Origin of the sequence: Mesorhizobium sp. M0317, assembly GCF_040321555.1 — a bacterium.
Lineage (GTDB): Bacteria > Pseudomonadota > Alphaproteobacteria > Rhizobiales > Rhizobiaceae > Mesorhizobium.
The window spans coordinates 1-19,623 of record NZ_JAMYRV010000032.1; the positions used below are offsets into that span (position 1 = coordinate 1).

General features: G+C 62.4%; 19 protein-coding genes. 15 read left to right on the forward strand and 4 right to left on the reverse strand.

The genetic code is table 11. The features are described from left to right. The first annotated feature begins 363 nt into the window (after window positions 1–363). Both NKI88_RS20970 and NKI88_RS20975 read left to right on the forward strand, forming a co-directional pair. Complete coding sequence (locus tag NKI88_RS20970; RefSeq protein ID WP_023824914.1) at window positions 364–597, forward strand: DUF1289 domain-containing protein; 234 nt, start codon at window positions 364–366, stop codon at window positions 595–597. A 13-nt stretch (window positions 598–610) separates the two neighbouring features. After that, on the forward strand, window positions 611–1,315 hold the full coding sequence (locus NKI88_RS20975; protein WP_023726599.1) for a TIGR02281 family clan AA aspartic protease: 705 nt from the start codon (window positions 611–613) through the stop codon (window positions 1,313–1,315). Window positions 1,316–1,320: 5 nt separating this feature from the next. Here NKI88_RS20975 and dusA read toward each other — a convergent pair whose 3' ends face one another. Continuing rightward, complete coding sequence (gene dusA / locus NKI88_RS20980; protein WP_352656985.1) at window positions 1,321–2,316, reverse strand: tRNA dihydrouridine(20/20a) synthase DusA; 996 nt, start codon at window positions 2,314–2,316, stop codon at window positions 1,321–1,323. A gap of 1,048 nt (window positions 2,317–3,364) precedes the next feature. On the opposite strand from dusA, the gene NKI88_RS20990 reads away from it, so the two are divergent. The 5 genes from NKI88_RS20990 (at window position 3,365) to NKI88_RS21010 (ending at window position 6,772) form a co-directional block, all read left to right on the forward strand. Further along, complete coding sequence (locus tag NKI88_RS20990) at window positions 3,365–3,841, forward strand: Hsp20 family protein (RefSeq protein ID WP_352656988.1); 477 nt, start codon at window positions 3,365–3,367, stop codon at window positions 3,839–3,841. A gap of 74 nt (window positions 3,842–3,915) precedes the next feature. Next, complete coding sequence (locus NKI88_RS20995; RefSeq protein WP_023752253.1) at window positions 3,916–4,425, forward strand: Hsp20/alpha crystallin family protein; 510 nt, start codon at window positions 3,916–3,918, stop codon at window positions 4,423–4,425. Between the two features lie 70 nt (window positions 4,426–4,495). Beyond that, entirely contained in the window at window positions 4,496–5,263 is a 768-nt protein-coding gene (locus tag NKI88_RS21000) for an NADH dehydrogenase ubiquinone Fe-S protein 4 (RefSeq protein WP_502909481.1), read from the forward strand. Between the two features lie 203 nt (window positions 5,264–5,466). Continuing rightward, a complete protein-coding gene (locus NKI88_RS21005; protein WP_352657056.1) occupies window positions 5,467–5,964 on the forward strand; it encodes a 2,4'-dihydroxyacetophenone dioxygenase family protein in 498 nt (165 codons plus the stop codon). Window positions 5,965–6,034: 70 nt separating this feature from the next. After that, the gene (locus tag NKI88_RS21010; RefSeq protein ID WP_245265786.1) at window positions 6,035–6,772 is read left to right on the forward strand and encodes an SDR family oxidoreductase; all 738 of its coding nucleotides are present in this window, start codon (window positions 6,035–6,037) and stop codon (window positions 6,770–6,772) included. 661 nt (window positions 6,773–7,433) lie between these two features. Here the strand turns inward: NKI88_RS21010 and NKI88_RS21015 are convergent. Together NKI88_RS21015 and NKI88_RS21020 are read right to left on the reverse strand one after the other, a co-directional pair. Next, window positions 7,434–7,844 carry a hypothetical protein gene (locus tag NKI88_RS21015; RefSeq protein ID WP_023738748.1) on the reverse strand — a complete coding sequence of 137 codons (411 nt, stop codon included), beginning with the start codon at window positions 7,842–7,844 and terminating at the stop codon, window positions 7,434–7,436. A gap of 293 nt (window positions 7,845–8,137) precedes the next feature. Next, window positions 8,138–9,232, reverse strand: coding sequence for a mandelate racemase/muconate lactonizing enzyme family protein (locus NKI88_RS21020; protein ID WP_352512101.1), 1,095 nt, complete (start codon window positions 9,230–9,232; stop codon window positions 8,138–8,140). Window positions 9,233–9,420: 188 nt separating this feature from the next. On the opposite strand from NKI88_RS21020, the gene NKI88_RS21025 reads away from it, so the two are divergent. From NKI88_RS21025 to NKI88_RS21050, 6 genes are all read left to right on the forward strand, one after another. Then, window positions 9,421–10,170 (forward strand): FCD domain-containing protein, encoded by a 750-nt coding sequence (locus NKI88_RS21025; RefSeq protein WP_023707502.1) that lies wholly within the window; start codon window positions 9,421–9,423, stop codon window positions 10,168–10,170. Next, on the forward strand, window positions 10,167–11,786 hold the full coding sequence (locus NKI88_RS21030; RefSeq protein WP_352656993.1) for a GMC family oxidoreductase: 1,620 nt from the start codon (window positions 10,167–10,169) through the stop codon (window positions 11,784–11,786). The genes NKI88_RS21025 and NKI88_RS21030 overlap by 4 nt, the downstream gene beginning before the upstream one ends. A gap of 104 nt (window positions 11,787–11,890) precedes the next feature. After that, window positions 11,891–12,871 carry an ABC transporter substrate-binding protein gene (locus NKI88_RS21035; protein ID WP_023672664.1) on the forward strand — a complete coding sequence of 327 codons (981 nt, stop codon included), beginning with the start codon at window positions 11,891–11,893 and terminating at the stop codon, window positions 12,869–12,871. A gap of 59 nt (window positions 12,872–12,930) precedes the next feature. Next, complete coding sequence (locus NKI88_RS21040; RefSeq protein ID WP_352656995.1) at window positions 12,931–14,475, forward strand: sugar ABC transporter ATP-binding protein; 1,545 nt, start codon at window positions 12,931–12,933, stop codon at window positions 14,473–14,475. Beyond that, window positions 14,472–15,476: an ABC transporter permease gene (locus NKI88_RS21045; protein ID WP_502909482.1), complete on the forward strand. Its 1,005-nt coding sequence runs from the start codon at window positions 14,472–14,474 to the stop codon at window positions 15,474–15,476. The genes NKI88_RS21040 and NKI88_RS21045 overlap by 4 nt, the downstream gene beginning before the upstream one ends. A 3-nt stretch (window positions 15,477–15,479) precedes the next feature. After that, window positions 15,480–16,445, forward strand: coding sequence for an ABC transporter permease (locus NKI88_RS21050; RefSeq protein ID WP_023672667.1), 966 nt, complete (start codon window positions 15,480–15,482; stop codon window positions 16,443–16,445). A gap of 201 nt (window positions 16,446–16,646) precedes the next feature. Here the strand turns inward: NKI88_RS21050 and NKI88_RS21055 are convergent, their stop codons facing one another. After that, complete coding sequence (locus tag NKI88_RS21055; protein ID WP_352656997.1) at window positions 16,647–18,047, reverse strand: Do family serine endopeptidase; 1,401 nt, start codon at window positions 18,045–18,047, stop codon at window positions 16,647–16,649. A gap of 445 nt (window positions 18,048–18,492) precedes the next feature. Between NKI88_RS21055 and NKI88_RS21060 the strand changes: the two genes are divergently transcribed. Next, window positions 18,493–19,104 (forward strand): ATP-dependent Clp protease proteolytic subunit, encoded by a 612-nt coding sequence (locus NKI88_RS21060; protein WP_023672669.1) that lies wholly within the window; start codon window positions 18,493–18,495, stop codon window positions 19,102–19,104. Window positions 19,105–19,172: 68 nt separating this feature from the next. Beyond that, window positions 19,173–19,601 (forward strand): GFA family protein, encoded by a 429-nt coding sequence (locus NKI88_RS21065; RefSeq protein ID WP_352656999.1) that lies wholly within the window; start codon window positions 19,173–19,175, stop codon window positions 19,599–19,601. Window positions 19,602–19,623 lie beyond the last annotated feature (22 nt).

The following is a 19,623-nucleotide window of genomic DNA, read 5'->3' on the forward strand; positions in this document are numbered from 1 at the left end:
TTCTCCTCTCTTGTTTTTCTTTTTAATCTCCTTGCGTCGGGTGGTGGCGGCGTTGTTGGTTCTGTTTTCGTATTCTTTCCCCCCCGCGCCCCCCCCGCCCCTTCCGCGACTGTATCGGCAGGCGGCAGGCTCGCCAGCAGATTGCGAAAGTCGTCGAAGGGCAGCGCGCTGGTCATGTCGGTCCTGATCATTCCCTGTGGTTGATCAGCGGCATAACCGCCTTGCCCGGCCGGCACAACTCCCCTCGACATTGGCGCGAAAGCGGTTGCCCGCGCCGCATTCCGAAGGGCTTGCATTGGCTTTGCCGTTGCACCATGTGGAGATGGAACGAGGGATTCCGGACGGAACCTTCAAGAGAAAGTCATGACGGCCATCGAATCCCCGTGCATCCTGGTCTGTTCGATCGACATGAAAACCGGCTTCTGCTTCGGCTGTGGCCGCACGCGCGATGAAATCGGCGCCTGGATGGGGATGACGCCGGAGGTACGCCGCAGCGTCATGGCCGAGTTGCCGGCCCGATTGGAAACGGTCGAGCGCCGGCCGCGCCGGGAAACACGCCGCAGCCGCATGGCGCGCGAGCGCGACGTCCTCTCTTGAGGCGGCAGGTCCAATGAACCGACTGTTCTGGATCGTGATGGCGGCAATCGGCCTCGGGCTGGTGCTGCTGATGATCAACAACGACGCCGGCAGCACGTTCGGCATCGAGAATTACGATTTCAGCCGTCTGGTCTGGCTGGGGGCGATCGGCTTGCTCGTCAGCGCCGGCCTTGTCCGGTCCGGCAGGCCGCTCGGCGTCATGGCCCGCAATCTCGGCACGTGGGCCCTGATCGTGCTGGCGCTCGTCGCCGGCTACCAGTACCGCTACGAGTTGCAGGATTTCGCCAGCCGGGTGACGGCGGGCCTCGTTCCCGGCAGCCCGCTGGCGCTCGGCGTCGAGGACGGCCATGCCACCGTGACCCTGGACAAGGCCGACAGCGGCCATTTCGAGGCCCGCATCACGATCAACGGCGCGCCGATCCGCACCGTCGTCGATACCGGCGCGACCAGTACAGTGCTCACCGCCGAAGACGCGCAGGCGGCCGGCTTCAATCCGGCCGCGCTGAGCTTCACCGTCCCGGTCTCGACCGCCAATGGCATGGCACGCGCCGCTTCGGTGCGCACCGACGAACTGGCGATCGGCGGCATCGTGCGCAAGAACATGCAGGTGATGGTCGCCGCGCCCGGCGCGCTCAGCCAGAGCCTGCTCGGCATGAACTTCATCGGTTCCCTGTCGGGTTTCGACGTGCGCGGCGACCGGATGATTCTGCGCGACTGAACTGCTTAAGCGGCCTTTTCAACACGGTCGAAATCGACGGCAGCGAACGCTGCCTTCAGCACATCCGGTCCGGCGCCGGGTTTCGTCGCGTCGGTGGACAGTATCTGCCGGAAGCGGCGCGCGCCCGGCAGGCCGTGGAACAGCCCGACCATGTGGCGAGTGACGTGGCCGAGCCGCCCGCCCTGCTCGATATGCCGCGCCGCATAGTCGGCCATCGTGTGGATCAGCGCGGCAAAATCGTAGGCGCCGGCCTTGCCGCCGTAGAATGCCGCGTCGACGCCGGCCAGGATGCCTGGCGTGTGGTAGGCGGCGCGGCCAAGCATGGCGCCATCGACATGATCGAGGTGGCGAGCCGCCTCTTCGAGCGATTGAACGCCGCCGTTGATGCCGATGAATTTGTTCGATTTTCCCGCTTTGAGGCGATAGACCCTGTCATAGTCGAGCGGCGGGATGTCGCGATTTTCCTTCGGGCTCAGACCCTCCAGCCAGGCCTTGCGCGCATGCACCCACAGCGCGTCGGCGCCGGCCGCGAAAACGCCGTCGGCCAGCGCGTCGAGCGCGGGCTCCGGATCCTGCTCGTCGACGCCGATGCGGCATTTGACCGTCACCGGGATTTTCACCGCCGCCTTCATCGCCGCCACACAATCGGCGACGAGGTCAGGCACTTTCATCAGGCAGGCGCCGAACGTGCCGGACTGGACGCGGTCGGACGGACAGCCGACATTGAGATTGATCTCGTCGTAGCCGAAGCCCTCGCCGATGCGCGCCGCCTCGGCCAGCTTTTGCGGATCGGAGCCACCGAGCTGCAGTGCCACCGGATGTTCGGTCTCGTCAAAACCAAGCAGCCGCTCGCGCGCACCATGGATGACAGCGTCCGCCACCACCATTTCGGTGTAGAGCAGCGCACGCTGCGTCAACTGGCGGTGGAAGAACCGGCAATGCCGGTCGGTCCAGTCCATCATCGGGGCCACGGCCAGTTTATGCTCTTGGTATTTCAGCATCTGTTTAACATCAGAACCTTAGAACCTACCGCACACGCTGCGTCAGCGAGACCTTCCTGCAACGCGAGGATGCGCGGCGCCGGGGCACCGACACCAAGTCGATCGCAGTGAGACAGCCCTGTTAGCGCGCCTGAAGCCTTCGGCGAACTCATCGACCTCCATATCGACGACATGTGCGATGTAGGCAAGTCCCCTCGCCGCTCCAAAGCCGCAGCCCTCGCTATGCTCGAACATCTGGGGAAGTGCAGCATCGCCACCCTCGATCGCGAACGGCTCGTTCGCTTCGGTCGTGATCGAGCCGCCCAGGGTGCCGGACGATGAGTCTCGGTATCGACATCACCTAGGGAAAGTCGTTGAGCGTCGTTCCTGGATGATCTGCCTGGTCGTGATCGCGACAGCCGCTGGCGAGAGCCGCCAAACTCGCATGAGATTGTCTGAAGCGGAGGACCATCCATGGAAGGACCCATTTCGACCTATTTTGCATCGATTGAACCCGTGGCCCCCGACGTTTTCTGGACCGCTTGCTGCATCCGGCGCGGCATTTCAAACATCCCCACGACGTTTTGGCCGACGTTGCCCTGGCTGTTCAGGAGTAGCGCGCCATTCTTTCGTCATGGGCGTCGGATGCCTGCGCCGTAGAATCCGTGCCAGCGCTTCGCATGCTGCCGGGAGCGGGTGAACCGGTCAGCTTCGACACGATCATGGATGCGTTGCAACAGTTGGATCAATCGGATGAGCGTGCCGGTCCTGACTGCAGTGACAGCGCGGCAGTGGCCGCGTTCGTACCATTCGTCGATCGGATTTAAGGGCGACGTAGTTGTTCTTGCACCATGGACCCGTCGGCGAGTGACCCCGCCGGCGGGAGGGGTGTGGCATCGGTGCGTTCGCCCAGATTGCCGATGAAAATTTTCCTATTCTTCCTCTTGAAGGTGTAAGTCGCGATTCTAAATTGATGGTCGCCGGCCGCCCAATGGGGCCGGCAACACCAGGAGGCGGCAAGGCTCTTGGGCGCCTTCTGTTGTCCATGTTGCTCAAGGAGGATGTGGCTATGAAGACAAACCTCGATTTTACCCCTCTATACCGGTCCAGCATCGGCTTCGACCGCATGGTCGACATGCTTGAAAGTGCGAGCCGTGTGGCCTCGTTCGACAACTGGCCGCCCTGCGATATCGCCAAGGTTGATGATGATCAGTATCGCATCACGATGGCGGTCGCCGGTTTCTCGCAGGACCAGCTGACCGTCACCTACCAGGCCAACATGCTGGTTGTGAGCGGGTCGCAATCCGGCGATGAGAACGGCCAGTATCTCTACCGCGGCATCAACGGGCGCGCTTTCGAGCGTCGGTTCGAACTGGCCGATCATGTCAAAGTCGAGGGCGCCAGCCTTGAGAACGGGCTGCTGAGCATCGATCTCAAGCGCGAGGTTCCCGAGGAGATGAAACCGCGCAAGATCGAAATCTCCAGCGGGGCTCCCATGCCGAAGATCGAGGCTCCCAAGGTCGAGACCGACAAGCTGGCCGCCTGAGCAATCCACCATGAAGGCTTTCGCTTGAGCCGGGCGTCCCGCCCGGCTCAGAGACCTACGAAAGGAGAAAGACAATGAGCGTACGTGACTTGATCCCATGGGGCCGGGGCAACGGAAACTCGGCGCCCAGTCTCTTCCCAGATGGAGATCGAGACCCCTTCGTCTCCCTCCACCGGGAGGTAAACCGGCTGTTCGATGACGCCTTCCGCAGCTTTGGCGCCAGACTGCCGGCCTTCGGTCCGTCTTTCGCCGCCAGTTGGCCGAATGTCGAAATCTCCGACACGGACAAGGAAGTCCGCGTCACGGCGGAAATACCTGGCCTGGACGAGAGCGACATAGAAGTCCTGCTGGAAAATGGGGCGCTCAAGCTTAAAGGCGAGAAGCGTTCCGAGACCGAGGACAAGGACCGGCAGTTCTCGGAGCGCTTCTACGGTCGCTTCGAGCGCCTCATTCCGCTCGGCTACGAGGTTGAAGAAGACAAGGTCAACGCCGCCTTCAAGAACGGGGTGCTGACCGTGACGTTGCCCAAGACCGAGCGGGCGCAGGCGAAGGCCAAGCGGATCGCAATCAACGGGAAGAACTGACGGATGCAGTATGGGTGGCGGCCCTTACGGCCGCTGCCCGTGCGACCCTTCATAACGGGAGGGACAGGCAATGGAGACAGTTCAAAGCAGCGACAACAGAAACCTAACCAAGACGTCCGTCCGGCCGGACAATGGCAATCGGCCTCGTCTAGACGGGCCGGCTTTGTCAATGGGACGGTCAGTGTTTCCGGACGGCGCAACGGCGCGGATCTACCAGCCATGCCGCCCGGCCATGACCTCGGCAAAGCCCCGCAAGGCCTGGCGATCGGTCTTCGAACGCCGCACAGCCCCGTTCATCGAGCCGCTGATGGGCTATACCGGTGGCCGGGACACCCTGACCCAGGTTGAACTGAACTTTCCGACGCTGGAAGCGGCGATCCGTTATGCCGAGCGTCAAGGCCTCAACTATGTCGTGCAGGCTGCACCTCCTGCTTCCCAGGCCAAGGTCACGCGCCAGCATGCATCGGAGGAGAAACAGGCCTTTTCCGACCTGGTTTGGCAGCGGCTGCAGTTGGCTTGGCTCCAGGCAAGCCACGGCTATGGCGCCGGCGCACAGGCAGCGCACATACAGACGGCGCTTTCCGAGCCGGAGACATTCTACGCCTCTCCGATGGAGGTTGTGGATGACCCGGTGCTCGCACCCGACGAGAAACGCGCTGTGCTCAAGAACTGGGCCTGGAACGAGTACCTGATCGACCTGGCCACCGCCGAAGGCATGCCGGAAAATGCACGCCCGTCGCGATTGGACGAGGTCGAACTCGCCTTGCTGGCCTTGGAAGTCCGAAACCGGGGCTTCCAGACCAGGACCAGCCCGGTGCACTCCCGGATAGCCGCATGATAAGGCAAGAAGGAACCCACTGATCGTCTTCGACGCCCAACGGACCATCCCGAAACCCTTCCCGCTTGCGGTCGCGGCAGCGGGCGGGCGCGCGCCGACAACTTTCCCAATGCGTGGGCGCCCGATTGCGCCTCGGCAGAACTCGGCCCAGTTGTTAGGATCGCGCTGATATGGACTCCAATGAATTGGCGACAGAGGTTCCTATGTATCAATCCTTCAACGGCTCCGCCCATCCCCTGGCACCGAAAGAGATCGCGATCGCTGCCGTCCCCGAAGACGAGCGTGTCTGGGTCCCACAGGCTACGGGCGTGTGGTTCCGACCACTTATGCTCAACACAATGCAAGGCCAGTGGTGCAATCTGCTCCGCGTACGCCGGGCCGGGATATTAAGCCGTCATCTGCATCCGGCCCCCGTGCATGGCTATGTGATCAAGGGGCGTTGGCACTACCTTGAACACGACTGGGTGGCAGAGACCGGATCTTACGTTTTCGAGCCGCCCGGTGAAATCCACACGCTCACGGTCCCAAGCGACGTGCCCGAGATGATCACCTTCTTCAACATCTCCGGCTGCATGGTTTACCTGGACAAGGATAACAAGCAGATTGGTTTCGAGGACGTTTTCACCAAGATCGACATGTGCAGAAGCCACTATGCGAGCGTGGGTCTCGGGGACGATTTCGTCGATCAATTCGTGCGGTAGACATCCGCCCGTTTGTCTTCCGCTGCGGTAAGTTCGCGCTCCGCCACAGAGGCGAAACGAGGAGATCTTGGTGACCGATTCCATATGGGCGATGCCCTTCTTCGCGGGCAAGACCGTCGTCATTACCGGAGGCACGACAGGCATCGGAAACGGCATCGCCATGGCGTTCGCCGGGGCCGGGGCAATCGTCCACGCGACGGGGGCCACGGCCGCCGAGGTAGCGGCCGCTCGTGCATACGGCACCCCCGTCTCGTATTCAGTACTCGACGTCCGGGACATGACTGCGGTCGAAGGATATTCCAGTCAGTTCACATCCGTTGCAGCGCTCGTAAATTGCGCAGGGGTAAACCTGCGCGCCGCCGAATTCACTGTCCAGGGTTTCGAAACGGTGGTCGATATCAATCTCACCGGCTCCATGCGGAGTGCGAGCGCGTTCCGAGGGGCACTCTCGAACGGGGGCGCCATCGTCAACATCGCCTCGATGTTCGCGTTTTTCGGCGCGGCTCATGCGCCGGCTTACGCCGCATCCAAGGGCGCGGTCGTGCAACTTACCAAGTCGCTCGCCATCGCCTATGCCGGGGATGGCATCCGCGTAAACGCATTGGCGCCTGGCTGGATCGAGACCGCCATGACCGCCGCGCCACGGGCCGATCCAGCTCGCAACGCGGAATTGATGAAACGCACTCCGATGGGTCGCTGGGGTACGCCGGGCGACCTGACCGGCCCCGCCTTGTTCTTGTGTTCGCCGCTCGCGGGGTTCATCACTGGGGCAATTCTGCCGGTTGACGGTGGCTATCTCATTGCGTGAGGCGTTGGCTATGCTGCGCGACCGATCTCCAAGCCTGTGTCGTCGAGATCAAGATCGAACGCGACCAATCGACCATGCCTGACCGCAATTGCCGCCACCAACTCCGCAAGCTCGCCATCCGTATGCTCGCAAAAAGCTGCCTGTTTCCTGACAATCGTGACCGCATCCCGAGTCGATACGACAGAGAACGGCCTCCGGGATCTCACGAAGGATTCCGCAACCTCCGCGACGGATGAAGCTCGGTCAAAATTATCTTGCATACTTGCACCTCTGTACGACGCTAGCCCAAGCTCGGCCCGCGCAAATTGTTCCCACTGGCCTAATGCAGCCTGGTTGGCATCCGGCCTGGGCTCCTTGTGTGCGAAGGCCGGGAGCAACGCGACATGGCCGTCGCCGTGCCTTGGACAGTAGGCTGGACGCATTCGTCTCCACTCAACCAAAGGTCACGCCATCGGCCAGTCCTCGCTACATGCTTCAAATGCGAACACGAGCGCGACGCTACAGACGAGGAGGATCAGATGTGTCCAAGCCGCTCGCCAAAATTTCCGATCCTCGGATCACCGCAGTTCCCGCGCAACAAGTCGCCGGGAGACCTGTTTGCTCGCGTTAATTGCGGTCGACTGACTCCTGGCTCATTCGCCGCCCCGCCAGTTGGCTCCGGTCAGCCGGCCTCGTCCGTCTCCGTCATCGCTGGCCGGCGGACGATCCAATCCACCAAACCGGCTTCGGTCTGCTCGCAGGCCACGAATTCGCGCACCAGACTTCGCGCCAGCTCGCGCCATTGACACTCGGGCACGTTCATCTCCGCGATCAGATCTCGGCATGCAGCGCGTATGATGTCGGCATCGAAGGCTGACACGGCGACAGGACCACGGTCTGTATTCTTTGCTCGAGGAGTGTCGTCGCCCTGACGTTCGCGAAAGCGCCTCAGCACCTCGCGCGATGTGGCGATCGCTTGTCGGGTTTGACTCATAGCCTCGTAAAATCCAACTTCGCGGACCGGTGAGCGGTGCCGTGATAGAATGAAGTCCTCCATAACCGGATGTGCAGTGTCCGTACGCGTTGCAACCATCGCCGCCTCCCTGCAGGCGCACCCAATGCTTGCAGCTTCTGCCCGTTTTCGGGCGGCCGCCTGCATTTGTCGTGTCGCTGCTATGATCGCGTGAGTTAAAGCCGGTGAAGCGTCGCTGCAATTACAAATGTAAGTGTGGCATCCGATAAGTGGTATGCCCGCTGGCTGCGGCGGCGGCGAGTTCGTTCTTCAGACGGTCGAAGTCTTCCTCGGCGAAGCGCTCTCCGCGTTGCCGGAACGAGGAAGCAGGATCTGGACAAAATGCATGCGGCCGTGCCGCCGTTCAGGGGGCGCTATTGGCGAAAATCCGCCAATTTGCGCCAATCGAAGACAACGCCCACTCCAGGCTCGTCGGGTGCTATCGCCAAACCATCCTGAAGCCTAAGCGGCTCGGTGGTGTAAAGGTCAATATCGAAACTATGCGCCTCCACCCAGCCGGCATTTGTCTGACCTGCAACGAGACTGACATGAAGTTCCTGCATCCCGTGACTGCAGACCGGAATGCCAGCCTTGCGTGAGAGCGCTGCCACGCGCAGCCAGCCGGTGACCCCGCCGCAGTTGGAGGCGTCGGGTTGGATGTAGGCGAGATTCGACCAAGCGAAGGCATGCTCGAACTCCTCGATGACATGCAGGTTTTCTCCCATTGCCAGGGGCATTCCGGTCGCCTTGGCAATGCTGGCGTAACCCTCATAGTCGTCGGGTATGATGGGCTCCTCAAACCACAGCAGATCGTAGGCGGCGAATGCTCTCGCTGCCTCGATCGCTCGCGGGACGTCGAGCGCGTAGTTGGCGTCAACCATAAAGGTGACATGAGGGCCGATGCGCTCGCGGACTGCCTTCACCCGGGCCACATCCTCGGCCAGGTCGTCCTTGCCGACCTTGATCTTCACCCCGGTGAAGCCGGCATTGAGATAGGAATCGATGCTGGCCAAAAGCTGATCGAGGGTAAAGTTTAGGTCGATGCCGCCGCGATAGGCCTTGGCGCTCTTCCCGGCCCCGCCCGCCATCTGCCAAAGCGGCAGGCCGCTACGCCGGCCCTTGAGGTCCCATAATGCGATGTCGATCGCCGAGATCGCGAAAGAAGCGATGCCGCCGCGCCCGACATAGTGGATGTGCCAGAGCATGCCGTCGTAGATCGTGTCGATTTGCGTTGCGTCGCGTGCCTTGAGGAACGGCGCGAGGTCGTGATCGATCATTGCCTTGATCGCATAGCCGCCCCTGCCGCCGGTGTAGGTGTAGCCTGTGCCCTCGGTGCCGTCGGCAAGCCTCAGCGTGACGGTGACCAGCTCGAAATGCGTGTGCGCGCCGTGCTTGGCATCGGTCATCACCTCACGCAGTGGGACCCGGAACAGCCGGGTCTCGGCTTCCTTGATTTCGGTGCGGCTCATGCTGCGCTCCATTCAGGTTTTTTCATCGGACCATAATTGCACCGGCAGCGCTGACTGGCAACAATATGGCTGATCTTTCAGCGGTTCTGAAGCCAATCAGTCATTTTTGGTCCTACAAAAGCATCAATCCGCTTGTGCTTTGGTCCGATTTACCTTCTAATAACAGGACCATCTGGGAGGAAAAAGGCTTGCTGGATACGGAAGAGCGTCCTGAGATGCCCGCGGCTATTCTCGCCGCCCGCGCGGCCGACGCGATGGTGGCCGGCATAGAGGCCGACATCACGTCCGGAAGGCTTGGCGACGGCAGCTACCTGCCGGCCGAGCGCGAACTGATGATCGAGTATGGTGTCGGCCGGGGCGTTGTGCGTGAGGCGATTGCGCGCCTGGCCAGCCGCGGCCTGGTGGAAGCGCGTCCGCGGTTCCGGCCCGTGGCGCGCCGGCCTGGCCTGGATGCCGCGCTCGGCGCCCTCGACGGCATTGTAGGACATCTGCTGAGCGACCAGGCGGGCGTGAAGAACCTCTACGACATGCGCGTCTTCCTCGAGGCGTCGCTGGCGCGCAACGCCGCCATCCATGCCCGCAAGGATGACGTCACAGCCCTGAGGGCGGCGCTGGCGATGAACGAGGCGGCCATCCCGGATTCTGAGAAATTCTATGCGACGGACGTGGCGTTCCACGCAGCGCTCTATGACATCGCGCGAAACCCGGTGCTGCCTGTCGTGCACAAGGCATTTACCGCCTGGCTGTCGCCGCATTGGATGCGCATGCCACGGTCGCCCGAGCGCAACCGCGTGAATTTCCTCAGCCATCGTGAAATCTGCACGGCCATCCTTGAGCGAGATCCTGACGGCGCCGAGCGGGCGCTGCTCAACCACCTCTCGGCGGCCTGGGAGTATGTCCGCGGTACATTCGAAAGCCGTGAGGCGCCGGAAGCATGACGCAGTCCTACGACCATATCGTGGTGGGCGGCGGAGCAGCCGGCTGCGTCGCGGCGGCAAGGCTTGTCAAAGCGGGACGGCGAACCCTGCTGCTGGAGGCCGGCCATTCCCATCATCACCCCTTGCTCGACATGCCGCCCGGCATCTTCAAGATGATCAACGGCTCGAAATTCATGCGCTATCACCGCACCGAGCCGCAGGCCCATCTCGACGGCCGCGTCCATGAAATCTCGCAAGGCAACGTGCTGGGCGGCGGCACCTCGGTCAACGCCCAGGTCTACATGCGAGGCCGCTCGGCCGATTATGAGGAATGGGACGAGCTGCTGCGCGGCAACAATGCCGGCGTACGCTGGAACTGGCAGGCGGTGCTGCCGCATTTCACCGGCATGGAGGGAAACAACCGCCTCGGCGGCGAACTGCATGGCAGCGAAGGTCCGCTGCTGGTCTCGGATCCAGGCCACATCGATGATGTTTCCCGTTGGTTCGTCCAGGCCGTCCAAGGCCTTGGATTGCCGTACAACCATGACTTCAACGGACCGTCGCAGCGCGGGGTCGGCTTCTACCAGTTCATGAACCGGCGGGGAAAGCGAAGCAGCGCCGCCTACGCCTTCATCGAGCCGCTCACGAATGATCCCAAGCTGACGCTGAAACTCAATTGCACAGTCAGCCGGCTGCTGATCGAAAACGGTCGGGTCACCGGCGTCGTCTATTCGGATGCGTCGGGCGCCGAGCATACCGTCCATGCAGATGCCGACGTGATCGTCTCGTCCGGTGCCCTCGTCTCGCCGAAACTGCTCATGCTGTCCGGCATCGGCCCCGCCGAGGCGCTTGCCAGGCACGGCATTTCCTGCGTCGCCGACCTGCCCGGGGTCGGCGAAAACCTGATCGACCATCCGGAGGTGCCGATCATCGCCACCGCAAACGGCCCATACGGCTATTTCAGGCAGGGCCAAGGCTGGCGGATGATCAGGAACGGCCTGCATTTCAAGCTCTTCGGCACCGGCACGATCCTGTCAGCGGGGGTGGAGGCCGGAGCCTTCGTCAATCCGGCCGATCCCGAGGGCGAACCGACGATCCAGGCCTTCTGCGTGCCGCACGTCTATCTGGACCGCGATATCCTGACCTTGGTCGAGAACACCTATGGGCTTACCGTGACGACAGTGGTGGTGAAGCCAAAGTCGCGCGGTTTCGTGAGGCTGCGTTCGGCGGATCCGAAGGACATGCCGATCGTTTCGCCGAACCTCCTTAAACATCCCGACGACATGAGGGAAATGATCTGCGGCCAGCGTTATTTCCTGCAGGCTTTTCAGACCAAGCCGCTCGCCGATCGGGTCAAGGCCATTGCCGTGCCAAGCCAGGATGATCTCGGCGACGAAGCCATGACAAAGCATTGCAAGCGCTTTGTGAAGACCAACTACCATCCGGCCGGGACATGCCGGATGGGCTCGGACAGCGACCGGATGGCGGTGCTGGACGCGGCGCTGCGCGTGCGCGGAATAGACAATCTGCGGGTTGCCGACATGTCGGCCTGCCCCAACATCAATGCCGGCAATACGGCGGCGCCCGCCATGATGCTGGGCGACCGCTGCGCCGACTTTATTTTGGAGGCGGCATAGCGCCTGATCCAGCTTGCCGACGGCGTCATCGCCGAAGCCGTCTGGGCCGATTATCGTGAGGAAATTACACAGTCGCAGAAAGCGACAATAAAGGAGGAAAGAGCATGATCATTACCCGTCGAAAACTACTGGTTGGCTCCGCTGCCGGCGCGGTTGCGCTGACACTCGGCTCACGCGCCTTCGCGGCGCTCCCGCCACTCGCCAAGAAGGACAAGTACAAGGTCGGTTTCGCCCAGACGGAAAGCAACAATCCGTGGCGCCTTGCCGAGACCAAGAGCATGCAGGACGAAGCCGCCAAGCTCGGCCATCAGCTGGTCTACACGGATGCCGCCGGTTCGTCGGCCAAGCAGGCCTCCGACGTGAACTCGATGATCGCGCAGGGCGTCGACGCAATCTTCCTGCCGCCCCGCGAAGACAAGCCCCTGGTGCCGGTTATTCTTGCCGCGCGCGATGCCGGCATACCGGTGTTTCTGGTCGACCGCGACGTTGATCACACCATGGCAAAGCCGGGCGAGGATTATGTCTGCTTCATCGGTTCGGATTTCATCGAGGAGGCGACCCGCGTCGGCGAATGGCTGGTCAAGAACGCCAATGGCAAGTCGAAGATCATCGAGCTGGAAGGCACGACCGGAGCCTCGGCCGCTACCGACCGCAAGAAAGGCTTCGACGATTTCATCGCCAAGCACTCGCAGTTCACCATCCTGGCGTCGCAGTCCGGCGACTTCGCCCGTGACAAGGGCCGGCAGGTCGCCGAGACGCTGCTTCAGGCGCACCCTGATGCGGATATCATATACGCGCATAATGATGAGATGGCGCTGGGCGCCATCGCCGCTTTGGAAGCAGCCGGCAAGACCCCGGGCAAGGATGTGCTGATCTTGTCGATCGACGGCGAGAAGGAAGGCGTCCAGGCGATCATTGACGGCAAGATCGGCGCTATCTGCGCTTGCAGCCCGCTGTTCGGGCCGAAGGCCTTCGCAACGATGGCCGACTATGCGGCCGGCAAGAAGATCCCGCCGTTCATCAAGAACGAGGATGCCTTCTTCGACGCCACGAACGCGAAGAAAGACTTCGATATTGCGTTCTGATATCCACTCTCTTTCCAGTTGCCCTACCCGCTTCGGCGGGTAGGGTTGGGAGTTTGACGATGACTGCTCAGCCGGACCGAGCCGCGCTGCTCCTGGACATGCGTGACATCCAGAAGCGTTTTGCCGGCATCCCTGCCCTGGCCGATGCCTCGCTCCAGGTTCTTCCGGGCGAGATCCACGCACTCATCGGCCAGAACGGTGCGGGCAAATCGACACTTATCAAGGTGCTCACCGGCTATTACCGCCGGGATGCGGGGCAGGTGCTGTTCGAACGGAAGCCGTTCGAAGTTGGGTCTCCGCATCAGGCGCAGGTCAGCGGCATCAGCACCATCTACCAGGAGATCAATCTCGTACCGCTGCGCTCGGTCACCGAGAACATCTGCCTTGGACGCGAGAAGCGCCGCCGCGGCCTGCTCGACTGGAGCGCGATGCATGCGGAAGCCGAGCGCCTGCTCAGCCGCTTCTCGATCGGCATCGACGTGCGCCGCCCGCTCAGCGATTTCAACACCGCCACGCAGCAGATGGTGGCGATCGCCCGCGCCATCGGCTTTTCCGCCCGCCTGGTGATCATGGATGAGCCGACCTCCTCGCTGGACGAGCGTGAAGTCTCGGTCTTGTTCAGCGTCATCCGTCAGCTCAAGGCCGACGGCGTCTCCGTTCTGTTCGTCAGCCACAAGCTCGACGAGTTGTACGAGGTCTGCGACCGGGTCACGATCATGCGTGACGGCCGCACGGTGCGAAGCGCGGCGATGAGCGACATCGGCAAGCTGGAGCTGGTCGCGGCCATGCTCGGCCGCGACGTCGCAGCCGTCGAAGGCCACGCGACCGCGTTCGGCGAACGCGATCGGTCGAGGATCGGTGATGTGCTGTTTACCGCGCAAAGGCTGGCAGCCGGCCAGTTGGTGCGTGACGTGAGCTTCGACCTGCGCCGCGGCGAGATCGCCGGCTTTGCCGGCTTGCTCGGCGCCGGCCGCACCGAAACAGCCCGCCTCGTATTCGGCGCCGACCGCCGGAGCGCAGGCGAGATGACGATGGAAGGCGCGTCCTACCATCCCGCACGTGCCGCTGATGCCATCGCCGCAGGGATGGGCTTCTGCACCGAGGACCGCAAGGCCGAGGGCATCGTGCCGGAAATGACCGTCGCGGAGAACATAACACTGGCACTGCTGCCGAAAATCAGCCGCAATGGCATCCTGAACGAGGCCCGGCAGAAGGAGATCGTCGAGCGCTTCATTCGTGAACTCGACATCAAATGCTCGGGGCCTAACCAGAAGGTCCGCGAGCTGTCGGGCGGAAACCAGCAAAAGGTACTGCTTGCCCGCTGGCTGGCAATGAACCCGAAGCTGCTCATCCTCGATGAGCCGACACGCGGCATCGATGTCGGGGCCAAGGCCGAGATCCAGCGCCTAATCCGCAAGCTTGCCGATGACGGGCTCGGCGTGCTGATGATCTCCTCGGAACTCGAGGAAGTGATGGAAGGAGCCGACCGCATATTCGTGCTGCGCGAAGGAGTGAGGGTGGCCGAACTGGAAGGCCAGGCAGCCAACGAGGAGGACGTGCTCGCGGCGATGGCGCATGGCGGCGCGGCGAAGGAGGCAGCGTGAGCGATCTGGCCACACCATCCGCAGCCAACGACGCTGGAAACCGCCGCTTTGATGTGTTCGGTTTCCTGGCGCGCTACGGCACGGTGATCGCGCTTGTGCTGCTGGTCGTCTTCAACCTTGCCTATACGCGCAATTTCGCGACGCTGCAGACACTCAACGTCAACCTAACCCAGGTCTGCACAATTGTGATCGTCGCGGTGGGGATGACCCTGGTGATCGCTACCGGCGGCATCGACCTGTCGGTTGGTTCGCTGATGGCGATCTCCGGCGCATTGGCGCCGATGATCTTCATGGGCACGATCTTCCCGGTCGGAAACATCTATCTGGCGGTAGCCGTCGCGATGGTTGCCTCGATCCTCGTCGCCGGCCTGTTCGGGTTGTTCAACGGCTGGTTGGTCTCGCGCTTCCGCATCCAACCGATCGTCGCAACGCTCGTGCTGTTCATCGCCGGGCGCGGGATCGCGCAGGTTATGACCAACGGCAATCTGCAGACCTTCCGCGTGCCGCAATTCCAGTGGATCGGACTTGCCCGCCCGCTCGGCATTCCCGCGCAGGTCATCATCATGGCCGTGCTAGTTGCGGTGGCCGCTTGGGCCCTTCACCGCACGGTGTTCGGGCGAAGCATCCTGGCGGTCGGCGGCAATGAAAAGGCCTCTGAACTCGCCGGCATCGCCGTATCGAGGATCAAGCTCGCCGTCTATGCGATCAGCGGCCTGTGCGCGGGGCTAGCCGGTCTCGTCGTCATTGCGATCAACTCCTCCAGCGACGCCAATCTCGTCGGGCTGGGCATGGAACTCGACGCCATCGCGGCGGTCGCGGTGGGCGGCACGCTGTTGAGTGGTGGAAAGGCCACAATCATCGGCACCCTGCTGGGCGCTCTGACCATCCAGTTGGTGCGCTACACGCTGCTTGCAAATGGCGTGCCCGACGCTGCTGCGCTCGTCGTCAAGGCCGGCATCATCGCATTCGCCGTCTGGCTGCAGCAGCAACACCGGGGGTAATTCATGAACAGCGCCAGACTGGTTCGCATCATCGGCACCTACGGTGTCGTCATCGCGCTTGCAGCCCTCGTCCTGTTCGGATTCCTGCGCTACGACCGCTTCCTGGGCCTCTTCAACGTGATGAGTGTTCTGCGCTACAACTCGATGTTCGCGCTCGTCGCGCTCGGCATGTGCTTCGTGATCATGACCGGCGGCATAGACCTGTCCGTCGGCTCCGTCGCCGCCTTGGGCAGCGTCGCGTCGGCCCTGGCGAGCCCGCACGGCATCGTGGCAGGCCTTGCAGCGGGCGTTGGCGCCGGCCTGGCAGCCGGGCTGATCAACGCGCTCCTGGTTACGCGCGGCAACCTGATGCCATTCATCGCCACGCTTGCCACCATGCTGGCCGCAAGCGGCTCGGCGCTGCTTCTGGCCGGCAACCAGACCGTTTCGGTGTCTTACGATTCGGGTTTCACCGCCATCGGCCAAGGGAATTTCTGGATTTTCCCGATTCCGGCAGTCATCGCCCTGGTTGCCTATGCCGTCGGCTCAGTGGTCCTGAACTACACCAGCACGGGACGGACGGTGCTGGCCATCGGCGGTGGCGAGGATGCCTCGCGGCTGATGGGGCTGCGCACTGACCGCGTCAAATTTCTCGTCTATGTCGCAAGCGGGTGCCTGGCCGGGCTCGCCGGCGTCGTCCTCGCTTCTCAGTTCGGCGCAGGCCAGCCGATCGAGGGCGTCGGCTGGGAGCTGTTTGCCATCGCAGCCGTGGTCGTGGGCGGGACGCTGCTGACCGGCGGCTCGGGCTCGGTGTTGACCACGCTGGCCGGCGTGCTGTTGCTCGGGATCCTTTTCAACGTCCTGAACTTCGAAAACGGCATGGGTTGGATTTCGCTGTCAGCCTACTGGCAGTCGGTGATCCGCGGGCTGTTTTTGCTCGTCGTCGTCCTTCTCCAGGCACGGCTTACGGCAAGGCGCGAAACTGCCTGAGGATGGCGAGCGCCTTCGAGCACGATGAGCTCAAAAGAGCTCTGGCGCTGCAGAATCAGTGCGCGTTGCGCACCCGGCCCAATGAGCGCATCCCGCAGACTTTCTGCGGCGATGCTTCCCCGGTGCACCTAGGGTCCGACACCCTTGGAGCGGGATCCACAAGCGGATCGTGGTGCAGTCACATGGTCGTCCTGGAGACGGTCATTTCCCGGCGACCGCCACGAACACGGACTGCCCCTGCCTTTCCAGCCGAAACAGGATGGGCTTGCCCTGCCGGCGAGAGTTCGCCCACTCCTCGACGATGTCCGAAGGCTCCGTCACCCGGCGATTGTTGGCCGATATGATGACATCGCCCGGCTGCAATCCGCTCCGGGCGGCAAGGCCATCGGGAACCACTTCCACGACGAAGACGCCGGTCGTTCCTGATTTGATGCCGAGCTGCTGACGCGCCTGATCCGGAATCGGGCTGAGCGATAGGCCGAGGCCTTCTGCCGCCGACTTCTTGTCGGGAACAGCGCCGGTCTTCACCTCCGCATCCTTGCGCTCACCGATGACAAGCGCGATCTCCTGGTCCTTGCCGCCGTTACTCCGTGTCAGAGTGGCCTTGCTGCCAGGCTTCTGGCTAGCCGTCGCAAGCGTGAGGTCATGGACACCCTCAATGCCCTTGCCGTTGAACCGGGTGATCACGTCACCCGGCTTCAAGCCGGCTTTCTCCGCCGGGCTGCCGGGCTCAACCGAAGCAACCAGCGCGCCCTTGTCATCCTTCATCCCGAGGGCCTCAGCCAGCGACGGCGTGATGTCCTGCAGTCGGACCCCGATGAAGCCGCGCTCGATCCGGCCGGTTCGGATCAACTGGTCGGCGATGCTCTGGGCGGTACGCGATGGCACCGCAAACCCGATTCCGATGCTGCCGCCCGACGGTGAGACGATGGCGGTGTTGACGCCGATCACCTCGCCACGTGCGTTGAACAGCGGACCGCCCGAGTTGCCTCGATTGATCGACGCGTCCGTCTGGAGAAAATCGTCGTACGGCCCGGCTTGAATGTCTCGCGAGCGGGCCGAAAGAACGCCGACAGTGACAGTCCCTCCGAGCCCGAAGGGACTGCCGATCGCGATTGTCCATGCGCCCGGCTGCATTGCATCCGAGTCACCCCATTTGGTCGTGGTCATGTTGGGCCGCGGGTCGACCTTCAGCACCGCTATATCGGTGGCGGGGTCACGGCCGACCAATTGCGCCGGCGCCGTTTCCTTGTCGGAAAATACGACATGGATCTCTGTCGCATCGGCAACGACATGGTTGTTGGTGACGATGTAGCCGTCGGCACTGATCACAAATCCGGAGCCAAGCGCCTCCCTCACCTGCGGCTGAACGGGTCCGAGGCCCTGGCCGTCGAACGGACTTGTAAAGTCGCCCGCCGTCGTCTGGTCCTGGACAACCTCCCGGGTCGTGATCGCGACCACGGCCGGCAATTTCTGCTGGATGATCGCTGTGAAGTCGGTCGGGGTATCCTGGGCCAGGACAGGCGCCACGCCACTGGCCGAGAGCATCAGCGCAACCGCGATCAAGCGCGTTGCAAATCGTCTTTGCACATCGTGAGACATTGCTGGACCTCCTGCCGGACAGCCCCGGCCGCTCGGCCGCGCCGCGCGGAGCCGGTGCTCCGGACGCTAGAACTGCCAACAAAGCTGTTTGTTTCAGCCCCCCGGAAAAATGGCACGGCCAGGAAAAACAGCCCGACCGCGGGGGTCCGGAAGGCAGCAGCCGGGAACCATTGAGGCCGTCGAGTTCAACCGTCCACAGGACTGGTCCCGGACGTGGCAGAAATCAGCAAAGCGACTGCGTCAGCTCCGGCAAATGCCCGATATGCCCATGGAGCCAACCTAGCGGCTGAGGTGCCTCTACCGGGCCTGGTGCGAAAAGGATCTGCAATGAAAGAGGGATCTCCACAGCCGCCGAGAGACGCGGCTGTGATCACCACCGCTCGAACTCCCTCAAGGGAACAAAAGGGTACCAACTAAGTTCGGCCCCCATAATGAGGATGCCTATATGGACCTGTTGCCCCAGTCAGCCGAACACACCGTCTCCCCGCCGCCCGCTCCAGACCTTCACCGGCTTTTGTTCGATCCAAACTTGCGTATACACGGCTTGATTGATGACACTGTCGTCACCAAAGCCTTGGACGATTTGAAAGCCGTGCGTTCCGGGGAAGACGATCTCTACGTTGAAATCGACACGCCCGGAGGCGACGCCGACGGCGCGCGACGTCTAGCTCTAGAGTTCAAACTTTTTCTGAAACACTCGGGCCGCAACGGCTACATCATTGGCAAGAATACGGTTTACTCTGCCGGGGTAACGGTCCTTGCCGCTTTCCCGAAAGCCTGCAGGTTCCTTTGCCCGCAAGCAGTCCTGCTGATTCATGAAAGAAGGCTTGAGAAAGACTTGGTTCTGAATGGACCAATTCGAAGCTGTCTTCAGATCGTTCGGGAACAACTTGCGCTGTTGGAAACGGCAGAGCGACTCGAGAATGAAGGGTTCGCCGATCTCGTCCAAGGTTCTCGAACATCGCTGGAAGAGCTGCGCGACCATGCCCTGAACAGCTGCTACCTTATGGCAGCAAGAGCTTTGGAGCTAGGCCTTGTTGAAGACATTGCCCATTAACTTGATGCCTCGATGGAAACGCAGAGCGGAGTCCAACACGTTTCCCCTCACTCATGTCGGCGGCGACCATGAACGACGAGGTTGACAAGATAGAGCGGACCGGCGGCTGTCTTTGCGGGTCTGTGAGGTATGTTGTTACCGGCGCGCCGTTGCGCGTTGGCTTGTGTCATTGCCAGGATTGCAAGCGAACCAGCGGCAGCACCTACAGTGCCTTTGCCGTGTGGCCACGGTCGGCTTACCAGTGCAAGGGCGAGCTTGCGGCGTTCAACGGCAGAGGTTTTTGTCCGGCATGCGGGTCGCGCGTGGTGAATCTCCGCGACGACGAAGCCGAGATCATGATCGGCACTCTCGACGATGCGCCAAACGACCTTCTCCCGACATACGAGCTTTGGACCCCCCGGCGCGAAGCCTGGCTCCACAACCTGCCTTGGGCTGACCAATTCGCGGGCGATCGCACCGAAGAAGGCCAAAATTGGCGCGAAGCCCGACGAGTATGACCATGCTCGAATGGCCCTCCAC

Bases quoted from the DNA above. Each gene is read 5' to 3' on its own strand.
- NKI88_RS20970 (WP_023824914.1), top strand. From the start codon at position 364: ATGACGGCCATCGAATCCCCGTGCATCCTGGTCTGTTCGATCGACATG.
- NKI88_RS20975 (WP_023726599.1), top strand. From the start codon at position 611: ATGAACCGACTGTTCTGGATCGTGATGGCGGCAATCGGCCTCGGGCTG.
- dusA (WP_352656985.1), bottom strand. From the start codon at position 2,316: ATGCTGAAATACCAAGAGCATAAACTGGCCGTGGCCCCGATGATGGAC.
- NKI88_RS20990 (WP_352656988.1), top strand. From the start codon at position 3,365: ATGAAGACAAACCTCGATTTTACCCCTCTATACCGGTCCAGCATCGGC.
- NKI88_RS20995 (WP_023752253.1), top strand. From the start codon at position 3,916: ATGAGCGTACGTGACTTGATCCCATGGGGCCGGGGCAACGGAAACTCG.
- NKI88_RS21000 (WP_502909481.1), top strand. From the start codon at position 4,496: ATGGAGACAGTTCAAAGCAGCGACAACAGAAACCTAACCAAGACGTCC.
- NKI88_RS21005 (WP_352657056.1), top strand. From the start codon at position 5,467: ATGTATCAATCCTTCAACGGCTCCGCCCATCCCCTGGCACCGAAAGAG.
- NKI88_RS21015 (WP_023738748.1), bottom strand. From the start codon at position 7,844: ATGGTTGCAACGCGTACGGACACTGCACATCCGGTTATGGAGGACTTC.
- NKI88_RS21020 (WP_352512101.1), bottom strand. From the start codon at position 9,232: ATGAGCCGCACCGAAATCAAGGAAGCCGAGACCCGGCTGTTCCGGGTC.
- NKI88_RS21030 (WP_352656993.1), top strand. From the start codon at position 10,167: ATGACGCAGTCCTACGACCATATCGTGGTGGGCGGCGGAGCAGCCGGC.
- NKI88_RS21035 (WP_023672664.1), top strand. From the start codon at position 11,891: ATGATCATTACCCGTCGAAAACTACTGGTTGGCTCCGCTGCCGGCGCG.
- NKI88_RS21040 (WP_352656995.1), top strand. From the start codon at position 12,931: ATGACTGCTCAGCCGGACCGAGCCGCGCTGCTCCTGGACATGCGTGAC.
- NKI88_RS21050 (WP_023672667.1), top strand. From the start codon at position 15,480: ATGAACAGCGCCAGACTGGTTCGCATCATCGGCACCTACGGTGTCGTC.
- NKI88_RS21055 (WP_352656997.1), bottom strand. From the start codon at position 18,047: ATGTCTCACGATGTGCAAAGACGATTTGCAACGCGCTTGATCGCGGTT.
- NKI88_RS21060 (WP_023672669.1), top strand. From the start codon at position 18,493: ATGGACCTGTTGCCCCAGTCAGCCGAACACACCGTCTCCCCGCCGCCC.
- NKI88_RS21065 (WP_352656999.1), top strand. From the start codon at position 19,173: ATGAACGACGAGGTTGACAAGATAGAGCGGACCGGCGGCTGTCTTTGC.